This window comes from Mesorhizobium mediterraneum (genome assembly GCF_002284565.1).
GTDB classification, from domain to species: Bacteria; Pseudomonadota; Alphaproteobacteria; order Rhizobiales; family Rhizobiaceae; genus Mesorhizobium; species Mesorhizobium mediterraneum.
The window spans coordinates 39,870-55,262 of sequence record NZ_NPKI01000051.1; the positions used below are offsets into that span (position 1 = coordinate 39,870).

14 protein-coding genes are annotated in these 15,393 nt (G+C 61.9%); 7 read left to right on the forward strand and 7 right to left on the reverse strand.

What is annotated here, in order from left to right; all coding sequences use genetic code 11:
- Nucleotides 1–434: 434 nt before the first annotated feature.
- Nucleotides 435–3,380 carry an Rne/Rng family ribonuclease gene (locus CIT25_RS34195; RefSeq protein ID WP_095489484.1) on the forward strand — a complete coding sequence of 982 codons (2,946 nt, stop codon included), beginning with the start codon at nucleotides 435–437 and terminating at the stop codon, nucleotides 3,378–3,380.
- A 91-nt stretch (nucleotides 3,381–3,471) separates the two neighbouring features.
- Here CIT25_RS34195 and CIT25_RS34200 read toward each other — a convergent pair whose 3' ends face one another.
- Entirely contained in the window at nucleotides 3,472–4,401 is a 930-nt protein-coding gene (locus tag CIT25_RS34200; RefSeq protein ID WP_167391128.1) for a glutaminase, read from the reverse strand.
- Between the two features lie 5 nt (nucleotides 4,402–4,406).
- On the reverse strand, nucleotides 4,407–5,555 hold the full coding sequence (locus tag CIT25_RS34205; protein WP_095489485.1) for a pyridoxal phosphate-dependent aminotransferase: 1,149 nt from the start codon (nucleotides 5,553–5,555) through the stop codon (nucleotides 4,407–4,409).
- Nucleotides 5,556–5,723: 168 nt separating this feature from the next.
- Here CIT25_RS34205 and CIT25_RS34210 point away from each other — a divergent pair, with 168 nt between their 5' ends.
- The 6 genes from CIT25_RS34210 (at nucleotide 5,724) to aat (ending at nucleotide 11,069) form a co-directional block, all read left to right on the forward strand.
- Nucleotides 5,724–7,118, forward strand: a complete 1,395-nt coding sequence (locus CIT25_RS34210) for a M48 family metalloprotease (RefSeq protein WP_095489486.1) — start codon at nucleotides 5,724–5,726, stop codon at nucleotides 7,116–7,118.
- 73 nt (nucleotides 7,119–7,191) lie between these two features.
- Nucleotides 7,192–7,995: a DsbA family protein gene (locus CIT25_RS34215; RefSeq protein WP_095489487.1), complete on the forward strand. Its 804-nt coding sequence runs from the start codon at nucleotides 7,192–7,194 to the stop codon at nucleotides 7,993–7,995.
- 144 nt (nucleotides 7,996–8,139) lie between these two features.
- Nucleotides 8,140–8,574 carry a type II 3-dehydroquinate dehydratase gene (gene aroQ, locus CIT25_RS34220; protein ID WP_095489668.1) on the forward strand — a complete coding sequence of 145 codons (435 nt, stop codon included), beginning with the start codon at nucleotides 8,140–8,142 and terminating at the stop codon, nucleotides 8,572–8,574.
- 26 nt (nucleotides 8,575–8,600) lie between these two features.
- Nucleotides 8,601–9,059 (forward strand): acetyl-CoA carboxylase biotin carboxyl carrier protein, encoded by a 459-nt coding sequence (accB, locus tag CIT25_RS34225; protein WP_095489488.1) that lies wholly within the window; start codon nucleotides 8,601–8,603, stop codon nucleotides 9,057–9,059.
- 19 nt (nucleotides 9,060–9,078) lie between these two features.
- The gene (gene accC, locus CIT25_RS34230; protein ID WP_095489489.1) at nucleotides 9,079–10,422 is read left to right on the forward strand and encodes an acetyl-CoA carboxylase biotin carboxylase subunit; all 1,344 of its coding nucleotides are present in this window, start codon (nucleotides 9,079–9,081) and stop codon (nucleotides 10,420–10,422) included.
- A gap of 29 nt (nucleotides 10,423–10,451) precedes the next feature.
- Nucleotides 10,452–11,069: a leucyl/phenylalanyl-tRNA--protein transferase gene (aat, locus tag CIT25_RS34235; protein ID WP_095489490.1), complete on the forward strand. Its 618-nt coding sequence runs from the start codon at nucleotides 10,452–10,454 to the stop codon at nucleotides 11,067–11,069.
- A 30-nt stretch (nucleotides 11,070–11,099) separates the two neighbouring features.
- Here aat and CIT25_RS34240 read toward each other — a convergent pair whose 3' ends face one another.
- The 5 genes from CIT25_RS34240 to CIT25_RS34265 all read right to left on the reverse strand — a co-directional run bounded on the left by CIT25_RS34240 (nucleotide 11,100) and on the right by CIT25_RS34265 (nucleotide 15,137).
- Nucleotides 11,100–11,468, reverse strand: coding sequence for a hypothetical protein (locus tag CIT25_RS34240; RefSeq protein ID WP_095489491.1), 369 nt, complete (start codon nucleotides 11,466–11,468; stop codon nucleotides 11,100–11,102).
- A gap of 65 nt (nucleotides 11,469–11,533) precedes the next feature.
- Nucleotides 11,534–12,094, reverse strand: a complete 561-nt coding sequence (locus tag CIT25_RS34245; RefSeq protein WP_095489492.1) for a DUF2155 domain-containing protein — start codon at nucleotides 12,092–12,094, stop codon at nucleotides 11,534–11,536.
- 127 nt (nucleotides 12,095–12,221) lie between these two features.
- Nucleotides 12,222–12,620, reverse strand: coding sequence for an NADH:ubiquinone oxidoreductase subunit NDUFA12 (locus CIT25_RS34250; protein WP_095489493.1), 399 nt, complete (start codon nucleotides 12,618–12,620; stop codon nucleotides 12,222–12,224).
- A 144-nt stretch (nucleotides 12,621–12,764) separates the two neighbouring features.
- Nucleotides 12,765–13,826 (reverse strand): alpha/beta hydrolase family protein, encoded by a 1,062-nt coding sequence (locus CIT25_RS34255; RefSeq protein WP_095489494.1) that lies wholly within the window; start codon nucleotides 13,824–13,826, stop codon nucleotides 12,765–12,767.
- Between the two features lie 204 nt (nucleotides 13,827–14,030).
- Complete coding sequence (locus tag CIT25_RS34265; protein WP_095489496.1) at nucleotides 14,031–15,137, reverse strand: helix-turn-helix domain-containing protein; 1,107 nt, start codon at nucleotides 15,135–15,137, stop codon at nucleotides 14,031–14,033.
- Nucleotides 15,138–15,393: the final 256 nt, after the last annotated feature.

Consider the following 15,393-nt stretch of genomic DNA (forward strand, 5'->3'; position numbering starts at 1 on the left):
ACTGCAATCCTGGAACCGTCCTTCTCCGCAGCTTCCCGCTACAGGTCAGATGAACGACGGCTCCTTTCGCTTCAGGCGAAAAAGGTATCAGGTGATCGCGACGAATTTCGCAGGTGTGAGCCCGTGGCGGGGGAAACGCCTGCGTGAGGAAAACGGCCGGGATTGTCCCGCGCCGGCTCTGTACGAGCAAACAAGCTGGTCCGGTTTTCCCGGGCTTTGGTTCAAAAAGGTTCTGCTGGTTACGATGGCTTCAAGCGCAATCATGGAAAGGTCCGCAGCAAACCGCGCCATTATGGCTGCGGGCGGCACCGCCATGGCGCTAAGGCAGCGGCCGGCGGACATTCAATTGCCCGGCACCCATGTTCATCCACACTCACAGCGGCGGGCTTTGCCTCGCAAGCTGCGGCTGACGGCTGCCGGTGGGAAACGAAATAATGCCCAACAAGATGCTGATAGACGCCTCCCACCCGGAGGAAACACGCGTTGTCGTCGTTCGCGGTAACCGTATTGAAGAATTCGACTTTGAATCCCAGGACAAGAAGCAGCTCAAAGGAAATATCTACCTCGCCCGCGTAACCCGCGTCGAACCCTCGCTTCAGGCAGCCTTTGTCGAATATGGCGGCAACCGTCACGGTTTCCTCGCCTTCAGTGAAATTCATCCCGATTACTACCAGATTCCGGTCGCCGACCGTCAGGCGCTGCTGCGTGCGGAAGCGCAGGAGGCTGAAGACGAGGAAGATGAGGACGGCGAAGGCGACGACCGCCAGAGCCGCGATCGCGGCCGGCGCGGGCGCCGGCGCGGTGGCAAGAGCCGCGACCGAGGCGAACACAAGCGTGATGCAGGTGCGGCCGATTCCGACGATTCTGTCGATTCCCCCGTTTCTGTCGATTCCAACGAGAACGGCTCCAATGAGAGCGGCGAAGATGCGGGCGCGGAGAACGTCGATGCCGTTTCCGAAAATGTGGATACGGCGCCCGAGACTTCGGAGTATCGCGAGGTCGCCAGTCATGAGGCGAGTCGTGATGAGACGGGTCATGATGAGACTGGGCCTTCGGAAGGCGGACCCAATTCCATTGCCGCCAGCATCGAAGCGGATGTGATTTCCGAAGCCATGCCCCGGGCGGAGTCGGCCGGAGAAGCCACGTCCACCGACAATGATCGCGGCATGCTGGAAGAGGTGCATTCCTCGCATTCGGACGACCATGAGGTCGAATCGGTCGGCGCCGAGGATGCGCTGGAAGAAGCGCGCAATCGCCGCAAGCCGGTACGCCGGCAGTACAAGATCCAGGAAGTGATCAAGCGCCGGCAGATCCTTCTGGTGCAGGTCGTGAAGGAAGAGCGCGGCAACAAGGGCGCGGCGCTCACCACCTACCTGTCGCTTGCCGGCCGCTATTCGGTGCTGATGCCGAACACGGCGCGCGGCGGCGGCATTTCGCGCAAGATCACCAACGCACAGGACCGCAAGCGGCTGAAGGAAGTCGTCGCCGATCTCGAAGTGCCGCAGGGCATGGGCGTCATCCTGCGCACGGCCGGCGAAAGCCGCACCAAGGCCGAAATCAAGCGCGATTACGAATATCTGATGCGGCTTTGGGAAAACGTCCGCAATCTGACGCTGCAGTCCACGGCCCCTGCCCTGGTCTACGAGGAAGGCAGCCTGATCAAGCGCTCGGTACGCGACCTCTACAACAAGGACATCGACGAGATTCAGGTCTCCGGCGAAGAGGGCTATCGCGAGGCCAAGGACTTCATGCGCATGTTGATGCCGAGCCACGCCAAGGTCGTGCAGCCGTTCCGCGACACGACGCCGATCTTCGTGCGCAATGGCATCGAGGCGCAGCTCGACCGCATGCTGCAGCCGCAGGTGACGCTGAAGAGCGGCGGCTACATCATCATCAACCAGACCGAAGCGCTGGTCGCCATCGACGTCAATTCGGGCCGCTCCACCAAGGAGCACTCGATCGAGGACACAGCGCTTCACACCAATCTGGAAGCGGCCGAGGAAGTGGCGCGGCAGCTGAGGCTGCGCGATCTCGCCGGCCTGATCGTCATCGACTTCATCGACATGGAGGAGAACCGCAACAACCGCTCCGTCGAGAAGCGGCTGAAGGATCACCTCAAGAACGATCGCGCCCGCATCCAGGTCGGCCGCATCTCGCATTTCGGCCTGATGGAGATGTCGCGCCAGCGCATCCGTGCCAGCGTGCTGGAATCGACGATGAAGCCTTGCCCGCATTGCGGCGGCACCGGCCATGTCAGGTCCGATTCGTCTGTCGCGCTGATGGTGGTGCGAGCGATCGAGGAATTCCTGCTCAAGGATTCGCGCAGCCACATCACGGTGCGGACGCCGGCCGCAACCGCGCTCTATGTGCTCAACCACAAGCGCGGCACGCTGGTGGAACTCGAAAGCCGCTTCGGCCTGACCATCACCGTCGAAGCCGACGACACGGTTGGCGCCCAGCATTATGCGATTTTCCGCGGCGCGTTGGCGGAAAAGCCTGAAGGATTCGTCGAGGTGCGCACCTTGCCCGCCTATGTCGAGCCGGAAGAGCCCGCAGACGAAATCGTCATCGAGGAGGAGGAGGACGAGGCTGTTGCACCGGCCGAGCAACCGCGCCAGGCCCAGCAGCCGCAGCAGCCAAGGCCAAGCGAGGATGGCGAAGGTCGCGACCGCAAGCGCCGCAAGCGCCGCAGACGGCGCGGTGGCAAGGATCGCGATCGTGAGCACGGCGCCCCTGTGGATGGCGCGTCCCTCTCGGCCACTGCCGATGGCGTTTCCGAAGCCACAAACGATGAAGGCGCCGAAGCAGCTCACGAGGAGCAGGTCGGCGTCACTGAGGCGGTGGAAGCGTCGGATGACGGTCAAGGGTCGGATGACGGTCAGGGCAAGAAGCGCCGACGCGGCAAGCGCGGCGGCAAGCGCAATCGCCGTGAAGACGGCGAAGGCGAGGTCGATGCAGCCACTGCCGAGGCGGCTGACAGCTCCGAAGGCGACGTCTTGGAGGGCGTCTCCAGCGAGCCGGTAGCAGCAACGCCGGTCGAAGAGCCTGCGGACCTTGCTCCGGCCAACGACGACACGCCGAGCGTCGAGAAGCCGAAGAAGCCGCGCCGCGCCGCCAAGCCGAAGAAGGCTCCGGCGGACGTCGTCGCCGAGACGCCGGTTGCCGAGCCGGAAGCCTCCGCCGAGGCTCCCGCGCCTGTTTCGGAGGAAACAGCCGTGGCCGCAGTCGACGAAAAACCGAAGGCCCGCCCATCGCGACGCAAGCCTGCACCGGTAGAGGCTCCGGTTGTGCCGATCGTGTCCTCGACCGTTGCCGACGAGGCAAAGACCGAGGACAAGCCGAAGCGTGCCGGCTGGTGGCAGAAGAAAGGCTTCTTTTAAGCTTTTCAGCCGTTTATCCTGATCTCCTGATCAAAAAAATCCCGCGCTGTCCAAAGACGACGCGGGATTTTTCTTGCCTGAGATCCCAACGCTATGGCGCGAAGACCGACCAGTTCATCATCTTTGCCAGTCTTTCCAGCGCGATCGACCCGAGCCTGGAATTGCCGTTGGCGTTGAGGCCGGGCGACCAGACGGCGAGCGAGGCCACGCCCGGCACGATCGCCAAAATGCCGCCGCCGACGCCGCTCTTGCCCGGGATACCGACGCGAAAGGCGAAATCGCCGGAGCCGTCATAGTGACCGCAGGTCAGCATCATCGCGCCAATGCGGCGCGCGCGCTCGGCCGACACCACGGAATGGCCGGTCGCCGGGTTCTTGCCGCCATTGGCGAGGAAGCGGCCGGCCAAAGCCAGTTGCCGGCAGCTCATGGCGATGGCGCAATGGTGGAAATAGACGCCCAGCGCCAGGTCCGGCGGGTGGTTGAGATTGCCGAAGGATTTCATGTAATTGGCAAGCGCCAAGTTGCGGAAACCAGTGGCGCGTTCCGAAGCCGCGACCTCGCGGTCGATGACGATGGTTTCGTCGTCGGCCAGGAACTGGATGAAGCGCAGGATCTCGCCGATCGCCTCGCGCGGCTGATGTCCGGCGAGCAAAATGTCGGAAATGACGATGGCGCCGGCATTGATGAACGGATTGCGCGGAATGCCGTTCTCGTGCTCGAGCTGGACGATCGAGTTGAACGGGTTGCCCGAAGGCTCGCGCCCGACACGCTGCCACAGCGCGTCGCCGACATTGCCGAGCGCCAATGTCAGCGTGAACACCTTCGAAATGCTCTGGATCGAAAACGGCTCATCGGCGTCGCCCGCCGTCAGCACGCGACCGTCATTGGTCACGGCGGCAATGCCGAACTTCTTCGGATCGACCTTGCCGAGTTGCGGAATGTAGGTCGCGACATCGCCGCGATCCGTGCGCTCCGCCATTTCGGCGGCGACTTCGGTCAAAGCCTGTTCGAGTTCGGGCATTCGCGCTACTTCAGCCAGCGTTCGATGCGCGCCATCGCCTCGACCATCTCGTCGTGGCTGCCGGCATAGGAAAAGCGCATGGTTCGATGGCCTTGCAGCGGATCGAAATCGCGGCCGGGCGTCGCCGCCACATGCGCCTCGGCCAGCATCTTGCGCGCGAAGGCCATGCTGTCGTTGGTGTGCCTGGTGACATCGCAGAAGGCGTAGAAGGCGCCATCCATCGGTGCCGCCAGCGTAAAACCCAGTTCCGGCAGACGCTTCATCAAAAGCTCGCGATTGCTCGCATAGCGCGCCTTCACCGCCTCCAATTCCCCGGTCGCCTTGAACGCCTCGATCGCGGCGATCTGGGACAGTTCCGGCGGCGAGATGTAGAGGCTCTGGGCGATGCGCTCGACTGGCCGCACCAATGGTTCCGGCAGCACCATCCAGCCGATGCGCCAACCAGTCATGCAGTAATATTTCGAAAAGGAATTGATCACCGTCACGTCGGGGCCGTAGGCAAGCGCCGTGGTGTCCGGCGCAGCGTAAGCCAGCCGGTGATAGATCTCGTCGGAGATCACGGCAATGCCGAGCTCTTCCGCCGTCGTCACCAGTGCCGACAGCTCGTCGGCGGGGATAATCGCACCGGTCGGATTGGCCGGGCTGGCGAACAACACGCCCTTCAGCGGTTTCTCGCGATGCGCGGCCTTCAGATGTTCGGCGTGGAGATAGGCATCACCGTCGAGCTCGATCTCGACGATCTCGATGCCGAGCGCGGCCATGATGTTGCGATAGGCCGGATAGCCGGGGGCGGCGATGGCGACACGATCGCCTGGATCGAACATCGCCAGAAACGCCAGGTTGAAGGCGGCCGACGATCCGGTGGTGACGGCGATCCGGCCGGGCGAGACGTCAAGCCCGTAGTGGTCCGCATAGTGCTGCGCGATTGCCTGGCGCAGGCCCGCAAGACCCAATGCGTCGGTGTAGCCGATGCGCCCCATCTTCAATGCGTTCGTCGCCGCTTCCCTGACCCTGGCCGGCGCCGGGTCGGACGGCTGGCCAACGGCCATGGAAACAACCGGAACGCCCTTAGCCTTCAGCCGATTCGCTTCCGCCAGAATGTCCATGGCGTGGAACGGCTCGACTTCGCCGCGACGCGAAAGCGATACAACCATTTGACCTCTTTCCTTGTCGGCCCCTGGGACGGCACTTGCCGGCTGCCGGCGCCGAGCTTTGGCCTCCCGCGCCGCACAAATGCCCGATTGATGTGAGGATCACAAGTTCAGTAAAGTTTCAGTGCCGACTTTTCATCCTCCGCCCGCTCGTCTACCAGTGGACCTGCCATGTTGAATCGACCCAAATCGACGATTGCCAGGGCAGCGCGCGTCTTCGCGACGCTTTCGCTTGCTGCGACGGTCGCCGTGACCAGCACGGTCAGCGCCTTCGCGCAAAACGTGCCGGTCGTGCGCGACGCCGAGATCGAGGCGCTGGTGCGCGATTTTGCGCGGCCGATCTTCAGGGCCGCGGGCCTGCCGGAAGACGGCGTGGACATCGTGCTGGTCAACGACCAGAGTTTCAACGCTTTCGTTGCCGGGTCTCGTCTGTTCATCAACACCGGGGCCCTGATGTCGGCGGAGACGCCCAACGAGATCATCGGCGTCATCGCCCATGAGGCCGGCCACATTGCCGGCGGGCACCAGCAAAAATTGCGCAACCAGCTCGAACGCGCCAAGACGATGGCCATCATCGCGACACTGCTTGGCGCCGGTGCCGTCGTCGCCGGCGCCACCACCAAAAGCCGGGGCCTCGCCGGCGCCGGCATGGGGGTTGCGGCTGGCGGCGGCGAGATGGCGCAGCGCAGTATCCTCGCCTATCAGCGCACCGAGGAGATGACCGCCGACCGCTCGGCGATAACCTATCTCAATGCCACCGGCCAGTCTGGAATGGGCATGCTGAAAACCTTCGACCGCTTCCAGAGCGCGCTCTCGCTGTCGGGGGCGCAGGTCGATCCCTACCGGATCAGCCATCCGCTGCCGCGGGAACGCATCGCCAATCTCGAAGTCCTGGTCAAGCAGAGCCCCTATGTCGACAAGGTGGATCCGCCGGCACTGCAGCAGCGGCACGACATGATGCGCATCAAGATCGCCGCCTACATGGAAGGCCAGGCTGCCGCATCGCGGCTGATGCGCAAAAACCCGGGCAGCCTCGCCTCGCAATATGGCGATGCGCAGACGGCCTATCTCTATGGCAATCTGGCCAAAGCGCTTGCCAAGACCAACGCACTGATCAAGGCACAGCCCAAAAACCCCTATTTCCAGGAATTGCGCGGCGACATCCTGATGAAGGCGAACAAGCCGAGGGACGCGGCGGAAGCCTATGCCAAGGCGGTCAGCCTCGATCCGGCGCGATCCGGGCTGCTGCCGGTCTCCTACGGCCAGGCGCTGATGGCCGTCGGCACGCCCGATTCCCTGGAGAAAGCGGTGGTGCAGATCAACAAAGGCCTCGGGCGCGACCGGGAAAACGCGGTCGGGTATCGCTATCTGGCCCAGGCCTATGGCGAGCTCGGCAAAATCCCGGCCGCCGACCTTGCGACCGCCGAAGGTCATTTCTATTCCGGCGCCTATAAGGATGCCAAGATCTTCGCAATGCGCGCGCAGATGAAAATGAAGCGCGGCGAGCCGGGCTGGATCCGCGCGCAGGACATCATAAACTACGCACCATCAGGCAAGAAAAAGTGAACCATCCGGCCGTGCGCGGCGACATATAGTCGGACCAATTGGGGCCGGAAACCAGGCAAGAGGATCGAGGACCATGAACAAGGCAATTCTGCTGGGCACCACGGGAGTGGCGGTCGCTCTCGCCATGCTGGGTTTCGGGTTCGTGACCGGAAGTCCGCAAGCGGCAAAGGCCGATGCCGCGCAGATCGCCCAGGCGGCGTCCGCCGACACCAAGATTGACCGGGCCGAAGTCGAGGGCATCATCCGCGATTACCTCTTGAAGAACCCGGAAGTGCTGCTGGAGGCTCAGCAAGCGCTCGAGGCCAAGCAGAAGGAGGCGCAGCAGGTTGCCAGCCTCAGCGTCATCAAAAATGCCAAGGACCAGATCTTCAATTCGACCTTCGACGGCGTCGTCGGCAATCCGAACGGCAAGGTCACCATCGTCGAGTTCTACGATTACAATTGCGGCTACTGCAAACGCGCCATGGAGGACATGCAGGCACTGACGACAGCCGATCCGGACCTGCGCTTCGTGCTCAAGGAGTTCCCTATCCTGGGCCCGGATTCGCAGAAGGCGAGCGTCGTCTCGATGGCCTTCCACCTGATGATGCCGGAGAAATACGGCGAGTTCCACAACGCGCTGCTCGGCGGCCAGGGACGCGCCACCGAGGCGGCGGCCCTCAAGGTAGCGCTTTCGCTCGGCGCCGACGAAGCGGCGCTGCGCGAGAAGATGAAGGACCCGTCGATCGCCGAGGCCCTCTCCAAGACCTATGACCTTGCCAACAAGCTGGCCATCACCGGAACGCCCTCTTATGTGGTCGGCAACGAGGTGGTATTCGGGGCGCTCGGGCAGGAAGTGCTGGCGGAGAAGATCGAGGCGGCCAAGGCCGCACTCTGATCGACCGCTGGTTTTCGGCGCAAGCCGTTTTTCCACCTGTTGTGGACAGCGAAAGAACCCACTTGCGCTCTTTTCGCAGGCGTCTAAGCCCAGTATAGAGGCCCGGTGCGCCGGCTGATGCGGGCGGCGGGAAAGGTCGGCATTTTGAAAACGGTTTTCGTCCTGAACGGTCCCAACCTCAACGCGCTCGGCAAGCGCGAGCCAGGCATCTATGGCGGCAAGACGCTTGCGGCGATCGCTGACGATTGCAAGCAGGCGGGTGCGGCGCTTGGGCTCGAGATCGATTTCCGTCAGTCGAACCATGAGGGCGACCTCGTCGACTGGATACAGGAAGCCGCCGACAAGGCTGTCGGCATCGTCATCAATCCGGGCGCCTACAGCCACACCTCGATCGCCATTCACGACGCCATCCGCTCCGTCGTGCCATTGCCCGTCGCCGAAGTTCATCTTTCCAACATCCATGCGCGGGAATCATTTCGCCACGTCTCCATGGTCTCGCCGGTCGCCGTCGGCATGATCTGCGGGTTCGGGCCGCTCGGCTACACGCTGGCGCTGCAGGCGCTGGCCGCACGCCTATGACCGGCCAACAAACAGAAGGCTCGAAAATGTCGATAAAGAAGAACGGTGTTGACCAGCAGCTTATCCGCGACCTGGCGGGCATACTGAACGACACCAACCTCACCGAGATCGAGGTCGAGCTGGGCGACTTGAAGGTCCGCGTGTCGCGACAGGCGCCGGCCGTCCATGCGGTCGCCGCACCGCAGCCCGCCTATGCGCCGCCGGCAGCGCAGCCGGCGGCCGCAACCGCCGCGGCAGCGGCCGAGATTTCCAAGAACGCGGTCGCCTCGCCGATGGTCGGCACCGCCTATCTGGCGCCGTCGCCCGACGCCAAGGCGTTCATCGAGGTCGGCCAGCAGGTCAAGGAAGGCCAGACGCTGCTGATCATCGAGGCGATGAAGACGATGAACCAGATCCCCTCACCCCGTGCCGGCACAGTGACGGCGATCCTGTTCGAGGATGCGCAGCCGGTCGAATATGGCATGCCGCTCGTCGTGATCGAGTAGAGCCGGGAACAGCCGAGAAATGTTCCAGAAAATCCTCATCGCCAATCGCGGCGAAATCGCTCTGAGGGTGCTGCGCGCCTGCAAGGAGCTAGGCATCCAGACAGTGGTGGTGCATTCGACCGCCGACGCCGATGCCATGCATGTGCGGCTCGCCGACGAGAGCGTCTGCATCGGTCCGCCGCCGTCGCGCGACAGCTATCTCAACATCCACCAGATCGTCGCGGCCTGCGAGATCACCGGCGCCGACGCTGTGCATCCGGGCTACGGCTTCCTGTCGGAGAATGCCAAATTCGCCGATATCCTCGCCGCGCACAACATCACCTTCATCGGCCCGTCCGGCGACCACATCCGCATCATGGGCGACAAGATCGAGGCCAAGCGCACCGCAAAGCGTCTTGGCATTCCGGTGGTGCCCGGCTCCGACGGTGCGGTCACCGAGGAAAAGGAAGCCAAACGCATCGCCGCCGAGATCGGCTATCCCGTGATCATCAAAGCGTCGGCCGGTGGCGGCGGACGCGGCATGAAGGTGGCGCGCAGCGAAGCCGATCTTGTGGTCGCGCTGCAGACGGCGCGCTCGGAAGCCGGAGCCGCCTTTGGCGACGACGCCGTCTACATCGAGAAATATCTCGAAAAGCCGCGCCATATCGAGGTGCAAGTGTTCGGCGACGGTGCTGGCCGCGGCGTGCATTTCGGCGAACGCGACTGCTCGCTGCAGCGGCGCCACCAGAAGGTCTGGGAAGAGGCGCCCTCGCCGGCGCTCAATGCCGAGGAGCGCGCGCATATCGGCGGCGTCTGTGCCAAGGCTATCGCCGATCTCGGCTACTCCGGCGCCGGCACCATCGAATTCCTCTACGAGAACGGCGAATTCTACTTCATCGAGATGAACACCCGCCTGCAGGTCGAGCATCCGGTGACGGAGGCGATCACCGGCATCGACCTCGTGCATGAGCAGATCCGCGTCGCCTCGGGCGGCGGGCTTTCGGTGCGCCAGGAAGATATCCGCTTTCAGGGCCACGCCATCGAATGCCGCATCAATGCCGAGGATCCGCGCACCTTCACCCCGTCACCCGGCACGATCACCCATTTCCACACGCCGGGCGGCCTCGGCATCCGCGTCGATTCCGGCGTCTATTCCGGCTACAAGATCCCGCCCTATTACGACAGCCTGATCGGCAAGCTGATCGTGCACGGCCGCAACCGTGTCGAATGCATGATGCGGCTGCGGCGGGCGCTCGACGAATTCGTCGTCGACGGCATCAAGACAACGCTGCCGCTGTTTCGTGATCTCGTCGGCAATGCCGATATCGCCAATGGCGAGTATGACATCCACTGGCTGGAAAAATATCTGGCCAAAGAGGATTAGGTCGTGAACTAATAGAATATAATGATGCGATGACCCGTCCCTACGCGCCAGGCTATCGCATACCGACCGACCTGTTGCTCAAGGCCTACGCCTCGGGCGTCTTCCCGATGGCCGAAAGCGCCACCGATCCCGAAGTGTTCTGGGTGCGGCCGGAGACGCGCGGCATCATCCCTCTCGATGGTTTTCACACGCCCAAAAGCCTGAGGAAAGCGATCCGGAAAAGGCAGTTCGACATCCGTTTCGATTTCGACTTCGAGGCGACCATCGATGGCTGCGCCGAGCGGCGCGAGGAGCGCCGGTCGACCTGGATCAATGCGCCGATCCGCGAAGCCTATGTCGAACTTCATCGAATGGGCCATTGCCATTCGGTCGAAGCCTGGCGCGAGGGTCGGCTGGTCGGCGGCCTTTACGGCGTCTCGCTCGGCCGGGTGTTCTTCGGCGAAAGCATGTTCGCCAGGGAAACGGACGCGTCGAAGGTCTGCCTGGTGCATCTGGTCGAGCGCCTGAAGCAACGGCACTTTGCGCTGCTCGACACGCAGTTCACCACCGAGCACCTCAAACGCTTCGGCGCGGTCGACGTGCCAAGGGGCAGATACGAAAAGATGCTGGCTGACGCGCTGAAGGGCGAAGCGGTCTTCTTTCCCTGACGACCCGTCTTTCCCTGACGACCCGTCCAATCAGTCTTTTGCCGCAACTTCGAGCGGCGTCTGTGCGTGGAACATCATCTTCCAGCCATTGACGCGATGGACATAGCCGGTGCTGACCAGCGCCGCATAAGGCTCGCCATTCTCGCGAGTGGCATGGGCCTCATAGGTCAGCATGACAATGTCGCTACCCGGCTCGATGATGCCCTTGAGGTCGATGTCGAGATCGCGCCAGCGGTTCGGGTCCGTCGCGGTTTCGGCCAGATCGGCGTTGCTCATCGCCTGCGCCATCTGTGGGAACGCCACCAGGCATTCGGTGTCGGCATTGGCTTTGAAATAGGCTGCGTCACCGGTCCAGAACCCTTTTTCGAGCTCGAGAAGCTCGCCTTTGTTGGCCATCATCGGAACGTCCTCCGCACGTGCCCTAACGCGCGGCTGGCAGGGCAGTTCCGAAAGGACGCAGCGCTCTAGTTGGTCTTGGCCGCGTCGGGTGCCGGCACATCCGACTTCTGCTTGCAGCCCTTCAGCCAGACGTCGTAGACGGCGTGCTCGACAGCGTTGAGGCCGGGGCTCTCGGCAAACATCCAGCCTGTGAAGATGCGGCGGATCTTGCGATCCAGCGTGATCTCGTCGACCTCGACGAAGGAATCGGTCTTTGGCTCTTCGGTTTGCGGCCGCGAATAGCAGATGCGCGGCGTCACCTGCAAAGCACCGAACTGCACCGTCTCGTCGATATAGACATCGAAGGTGATGATGCGGCCGGTGATCTTGTCGATGCCGGCGAATTCGGCGACGGGATTGGTGATTCGTTGTGGTGCCGCCGGTGCCGCCGGCGCCACTGTCGCATCCGGTTCCACTGGCGCATCCGGTTCCATTGACGCATCCGGGTCCACTGGCGCCTCAAATTCCGTCGGCGCCCCCGGATCCGCTGGCACCTCCAACGTCTGCGCGGCGGCCATGCTAAAAGCGGCAAAACCGGCGGCGGCCACCGTCAGTCCGCCTATCGAGATTCGGCTGAAAATGCTCATGCAAGGGGTCCGGTGGTTTGCGCCCGGGGTGATTCTGTCGCGCCCAAGGCTAGTCGCTGCTGTCAGATCAGCAAGCAGCTAAACGCCAATTGTGGCGATAAAGGACCGATCCGCCCTTGACGAGCGGTTACGAACCCGGCGTCCAGGCGTCGTAATCGCCTGTCACCTGCGGACGATGCTGATTGGTGAGCACGGAGCCCTTGGGGCGATAGGCGGCGGCACTTCCGGTAAGATTCGGCTCATGCGGCTTCTGCCAGTCGCGTGGCTTGTAGTTGTCGCTCGGCGGCGCGACATCGACGCGGTGATGCATCCAGCCATGCCAGCCGGGCGGAATCATCGAGGCTTCCGAATAGTCGCGATAGATGACCCAGCGGCGGGTGCGGCCTTCCGAATCGACGCCACCCTCGTAGTAGATGTTGCCAGCCTCGTCCTGCCCGACCTTCTTGCCGTGGCGCCAGGTGTGGAAGCGCGTTCCCAGCGTCTGGCTATTCCACCAGGTGAAAAACTGCAGAAGGAAAGTTTTCATCCAAATCCTCGCGGCGGGCGCCCGTTGCCTGCTTATGGCGTCAGGTCATCGCGAAGGCAAGACTTTTGCCTGAGGTGCCGTACAAATGGTTGTCAGAAGACCGACGTCCGTTATCGATGCGGACGCATACGGGACAGTCGATGTTTAAGGGCTTGCCATCAATGCTCGACTGAAGGCAGTGGTGACCATATTGATCAGTTCCGTATGGATTTCGCGCCGTGTGCGGCCTCCGCCATCCATGCAAATCGGATCACCAACCTTTTCAGCTTCGGCGAGCTCAGGCGCACCAGGTTTGCATTCGGCAAACATGCTGTAATGGCTCGCATCTCCGATTGTGGAATAAGTGGCATTTGGGATGGCTTTTGCAACTTTAGCGGCCTGCGCGGTCAGAGGAATTTTCCCTGGTTGACCTAGATTTATGAGTTCGACAGGAATTGAGATCTGCGAAAAGCTGTTGAATTCGAAGACATCAACGGGTGCAGGATCAATCGCCATTGCAAATCTGATACGCGTATCTTCATTGTTGCGGCCTGCCCATGTCAAATCCATGGCGTGAAGATCAACGCCGCTTTGCCTGACCCATCCACAAAGAGAAGGGTTGAGCGCGTCCGTATCGCAATAGCCCGCCAAACGTTTTGCATCGATGCGGGCACCAGCTATCGCCAAAGCTGTGCTTCCGCCCATGGAAAGCCCGAGAGTACCTACCTTGTCATGTTCGAGGTGCTCTTCGAAAAAAGAGACTTTGTTCATCGCATTCAATGTCTCGGTGATATCCGCAGGTCTCAGCCAAAGCTTCATCGTTTCCACCGCGGATCGGTTTGCGCCTGTATTTCCGGGATGGGTAGGGGCCGCCACAACGAACCCCTGCTTCGCCAATGGCATCGCAATCCAGCTCAAGGCTTGCGCGTTTCCTGCCAGGCCAGCGCCATGGGATAGCAATATGAGAGGAAATTTTCCATCCGAGATTGGGGCATCGAGCATGGCAGGCGTTCCCACAAAAAACATGCTCTCCCCAAGCATAATCGGTTTGCCACCCGAAGATGCCGGGTACCAAACGGTCACGTCGAGATCGACCCCGCGCTCTTTGGAGAGAGCCGCAATCTGACGCACACCGACATTGTCGCTGGCGACGGCTGGCTGTTGCACCACCAACGTCGAAGACGCGACGGTCCAAAGCATAGCCAAGACATTCATCAAGAACTTCATTGTTTCCTCTTGCGCTCGTCATCATCGTCACGCTGTCAATTCTCGTACCGGAGTTCGGATATTTGCCGATAAGAATGAGCTTCAGCGTTCAGGCCCCAAGATTGACCGGAATCCAGGCTGGCTCGCCCTCGAACGCGATCTTGGACGTCCAAGATCGTGATCAAGGTCGTTTCGCGCGATGAATTCAGCCCCCTAGGTGCAGGATTACGAGGCGACAGGTGCCCCGTTTTGCGTTTCGGGCGCCGCAGACGTTTCGCCACCGACCCGGCGATAGGCGCTGGGCGTCATGCCCGTGACGCGCAGGAACTCGCGGTTGAAGTTCGACTTAGTGCCAAAACCCGATTCCAGCATGACGACTGTCACAGGATCGCGTGTCGAGAACAGCCGTCGCTGCGCATCGCTGACCCGGTATTCATTTACGACTTGGGAAACGTTGCGGCCATGAACCCGGTTAATCGCCCCGGAAATCTGTCGCGCAGGTATTCCGGCGCGCCGTGCCACACGGTCCAGCGTCAGGTCCGGATCGCGATAAAGATGCTGCTCAGCCATCAATGCATCAATCCGGCGTATAACGACCTCGTCCGCCACGGAAATATCCTCGCTGACCGGCGAAGAGTAAGAGAGTGAAGGCTGTTGCTCGAAGGTGGCGAATGCGAGACCCTCCTCTGTAGCTTTGAGTTCCGCGTCAGGGCGAGTGTCGTCCGCGACCGTTGCGGCGTAACCGGCGACCGCTAGCCACAGAACGCTCGCAGCGGTCAGGAGCATTTGGGCCTGCCGCCCATCACCAAAAAGGAGATCAAGCGATACCGTTGCATCGACAAAGGCGGTGATAATGAGAAGAAGCGCGACCGCGATGAGCGCCTTGTGCGCGGTCCACTCGTCACTGAGACGCACAGCCGCAAGCGCGCTCGGGCCCTGCCGCGCAACTCGCAAGAGCGCGAGGCCGTATCCGAGATTGATCACGAAAAGAACAATGTCGATTGGTGCACGCCAGAAGGCGACGAGAGCCGCGACGAGGCACGCCGGCATTAAATGCGGCCACAGGTCTGAGGGTTTCGCCAGGTTCTTGCGACGAAGCTGATCGAAGGCGGCGAAGGAAAGCGCGGGCAGGACAGCTGCGAGGATTGGCTGGATGAAGCGGGCCGGATACCAACCGACGTTCCAGTTCAATCCTGACACAGTCGCCTGAATTGCGAAGGCGGCCACGAGCAGCGGAAAGAGCCCGAGCTTTCCTTGTCCCTGCCGGGTCATCCGCACGAGGATAAGGAGCAGAACAAGCGAAATGACGAACGGGAGCGGTATCGAAGGCATGTATAACCATTACCACGTAAGAGGCTTCTTCATTGCGCCGTGGGTGATGGTGGACGCCCCTAAATTTTAGATGAAATTTTGTCGCGTGAATTCGCCGCAGAAGGCGAAGATTCGCGACCAACTTTTGCGAGCGGCCGGGCATCCGCGCACGTAGCGATCTTATCATTACAAAGGCCAACGACTTTACACATCGAGGCTGAGGGCATTGCGCCGTCGGCGCTGACGCTGTTGCGGTGGGGCGGCGGTTGCTGATCTC